The 3,091-nt window shown below is 46.8% G+C and carries 4 protein-coding genes; 2 read left to right on the top strand and 2 right to left on the bottom strand.

The features are described 5' to 3' along the window. A partial coding sequence (locus IQ219_RS18465) for a cation:proton antiporter (protein ID WP_194073574.1) occupies positions 1–950 on the top strand: 950 nt, incomplete at its 5' end. Between the two features lie 201 nt (positions 951–1,151). Beyond that, the gene (locus IQ219_RS18470) at positions 1,152–1,736 is read left to right on the top strand and encodes a pentapeptide repeat-containing protein (RefSeq protein ID WP_228017342.1); all 585 of its coding nucleotides are present in this window, start codon (positions 1,152–1,154) and stop codon (positions 1,734–1,736) included. A 19-nt stretch (positions 1,737–1,755) separates the two neighbouring features. Here IQ219_RS18470 and IQ219_RS18475 read toward each other — a convergent pair whose 3' ends face one another. Together IQ219_RS18475 and IQ219_RS18480 are read right to left on the bottom strand one after the other, a co-directional pair. Further along, a complete protein-coding gene (locus IQ219_RS18475; protein WP_190599315.1) occupies positions 1,756–2,127 on the bottom strand; it encodes a DsrE family protein in 372 nt (123 codons plus the stop codon). 3 nt (positions 2,128–2,130) lie between these two features. Next, on the bottom strand, positions 2,131–3,091 hold a 961-nt coding region (locus IQ219_RS18480), incomplete at its 5' end, for an RNA-guided endonuclease TnpB family protein (RefSeq protein WP_194073575.1).

Below are 3,091 nucleotides of genomic sequence, written 5' to 3' on the forward strand. Positions count from 1 at the left end.
GCGTCGGCCTGTTCCGTCAGCTAGACGACGATCTGAGCGACATTCTGCTGACGGTGTCTGTATCCCTAGGAACCTTTCAAATTGGTCAATTTTTGGGGGTTTCCAGTGCGATCGAAGTGGTGGTGGCGGGGTTAGTAATCGGCAACCTAGCCTTCAAGGAAACATCCGCTTCCATCAAAGTTACCCTGTTAAGCTTCTGGCAATATGCCGGTTTTGGCGTCAACACCCTGATTTTTCTCTTGGTGGGCATTGAGGTCTATCCCCGCATTCTATTGGCCACCATTCCCGCCGCCCTAATTGCCATTGTGGCCTACCAAATTGGCCGTATTTTTTCCATTTATCCCCTCCTTTATCTACTCCGCTTCTTTGACCGGCCTTTGCCCCTGCGCTGGCAACATGTGCTGATCGCTGGCAATGTTAAAGGTTCTCTTTCCATGGCCCTAGCTTTGGCCCTGCCCCTCACTTTACCGGGAAGGGAGCAGGTGGTTACCTTAGTCTTTAGCACTGTGATGGTTTCCCTAATTGGGCAAGGTTTAAGTCTGCCTTGGGTGGTGAAAAAATTACAATTGAGCAAACCGTCTCCCCTGGCCGAAAAAATTGCTGTGCTCCAGCTAAATTTAGTTACGGCCAAGGCGGCCCAAGGGGAATTAAAATATCTGTTGGAAACGGGCAGTTTACCTAAGTTTTTGTACGAAGAATTATTCGCCGATTACCAAGCTCGCATTGCCAATTCTGAGCAAGAATTAAGAAATTTTTATAACCAAAGAAATTTAATTTTTTCTGAGGGTGAGGTAGAAAAAGAATACATTGATGGTCTATATCGTCGTCTCTACATAGCAGAAAAAAGCGCCATTAATGATGCCTTAGCAAAGGGAATATTAGCCGATGACATCAGTAATGAATATTTACAGGTGTTGAATGAAAAACTTTTAGCCCTGCAGGATGATTGATTAGTTCGATGGTAGGAATGATGGTATTTAGTCTGCTTTTTAAAAGCCTTCTTAATTCTCCAATGTTTAGGAAAACTAAGTAAAAATTCTCTCCTCTGATCAGATATAAGCAGATTGGTTCGAGAAGTAAAACTTGACTAACAGGCTCTTAGGAGCTGATGTATAGTGGAAAAAGGTAAGCGCTATGGGAGTTGGATGTTAATGAACTTTTTAGTAATTTGTCAAAAATTTTTCGTCCATAATCTATCCCCATGGAAGGCGATCGCCAGAGTCCAGAGGGAAAAAGCAAATCCCCTGGGCCGATGGCAACCCGTAGTTCAAGCTGGCTTAGTAGTTGCCACTTTCATCCTGGCCCTTGTCATCCTCACTAGCCCTAGCCTCGCCCTAGACTACAACCGGGGCAACCTGGTGGGGGCGGATTTTTCCCATCAAGATCTACATGGTTCCATCTTTGACCATGCCAATTTACGGGGCGCGGATTTCACCGGAGCTAATCTGCAGGGAGCACGGTTTTTTTCCGCCAACATGGACGGTGCCATTTTAGAGGGAGCGGACGCCCGGGGAGTGGATTTTGAGTCTGCCCGTTTGACCCATGCCAATCTCCGTAATGCCCGTTTGGAGGGTTCCTTTGGCACCAATACTAAGTTCGGTGAAGTGGACATTGAGGGGGCAGACCTAACGGACATTATTTTAAGACCCGACACGGAAGAATATCTTTGTGGGCTAGCAAAGGGTACTAACCCAGTCACGGGTAGGCAAACCAAGGACACTCTTTTCTGTCCTTAGATTTGCTTAATTTCAGTCACTACCAGGAAAGGGTTTTGGTGTCATCTTGGAATAAAGCTTCTCCAGTTAGGGCCGGATTACCAACTTTGATTCCCTCCAGCAGATCGCTTTCGCTAATTCCATACTTTTTCATGCAGGCTGGACAAGCGATAACCAGGCCGCCCTTTTTCATAATGGCCCGGAGAGTTGCTTGTTGCTCTTGGTACTGATCGGCTTTGGCCTTGGAAGCGAGTAAGATGCCCTGGTCATTGAGAAAAATGGTTAGGGGATGTCCACGTTCCAATTGAGCTTGGGAAAAACCGATCGCCATGGTGCTACGATAAGCTTGATCGGTGGTGAGGTTGTTGACATCCTCCAACCCGGCTAAAGCCGGGGGATTCCTAGACCTCACAATCTAGGTTTTCTGCTTCACAGCCAGTTGACTAGACCCTGTTACCAGAATCCCCGTCACCTCGACTCCACAGACATTTTCTATTCCCCGTTGCCCACGGGTACAAATTACTTGGGCGGCGGCAGTATCCCTAGGTTTAATCGAGCCACATTCAGGACAGTGGTGTATTCTCACGCTTAAGTCCTTTGAGACCCTAGCCCCACAATCAGGACATTGTTGACTTGTCCCTTTGGGGTCTACCTTGCCGTAAAACACTCCTCTTTGAAAACAGACCCAAGGCAAAATTTGATTAACAAATTGTCCCAGTCCAGCATCGAGAGTATGTTTTCCTAGCATTCCTTTAGCCATAATGCGAAAATCAAGGTCTTCCACAAAAATGGAGTCTCCCTGGTCACACAACTGGTGAGCTAACTTAAAATGCCAATCCTTACGGGTATCAGCAATTCTTTCATGAAGTCTTGCTATTTTGCGACGGAGTTTAGCCTCATTGGCACTCCCCCTTTGTTTCGTTTTGAGCCTTCGTTGTAGCAATTTAAGCTGACGTTGAAGTTTACCGAAGAAACGGGGACGCTTTACCCGTACACCGTCGGATGTGGAGAGAAAATATTCCAAGCCCACATCAACACCGATGGGATGACCATGGAAAGGCACATCTGGAACACTCACATCTGATTGCAAGGTAAGCATCACAAAATAGCCCGATGCTTTTCTCACTACCCTCGCTTGTTTCGCCATAAACCCATCTGGAATAGGACGGGAATAGTGCCACCCCACTATGCCAATTTTCGGAAGTTTGATCCCTTCTGCGGACACCGGGTTTTTCCCTAACTGAGGGAAGACAAATGAACGCAGACTGTGCCGCTTTTTAAAGCGCGGAAAACCAAACCCTCTTTTGTGCATATCATCCCAAGCCCGCTCCAACTGCCTTAAGGTTTGTTGAAGTATTTGGGAATGGGTGTTAGCT

The sequence above is a fragment of the Synechocystis sp. LEGE 06083 genome (assembly GCF_015207725.1).
Taxonomy (GTDB): domain Bacteria; phylum Cyanobacteriota; class Cyanobacteriia; order Cyanobacteriales; family Microcystaceae; genus Synechocystis; species Synechocystis salina.

Bases quoted from the DNA above. Each gene is read 5' to 3' on its own strand.
- IQ219_RS18470 (WP_228017342.1), top strand. From the start codon at position 1,152: ATGAACTTTTTAGTAATTTGTCAAAAATTTTTCGTCCATAATCTATCC.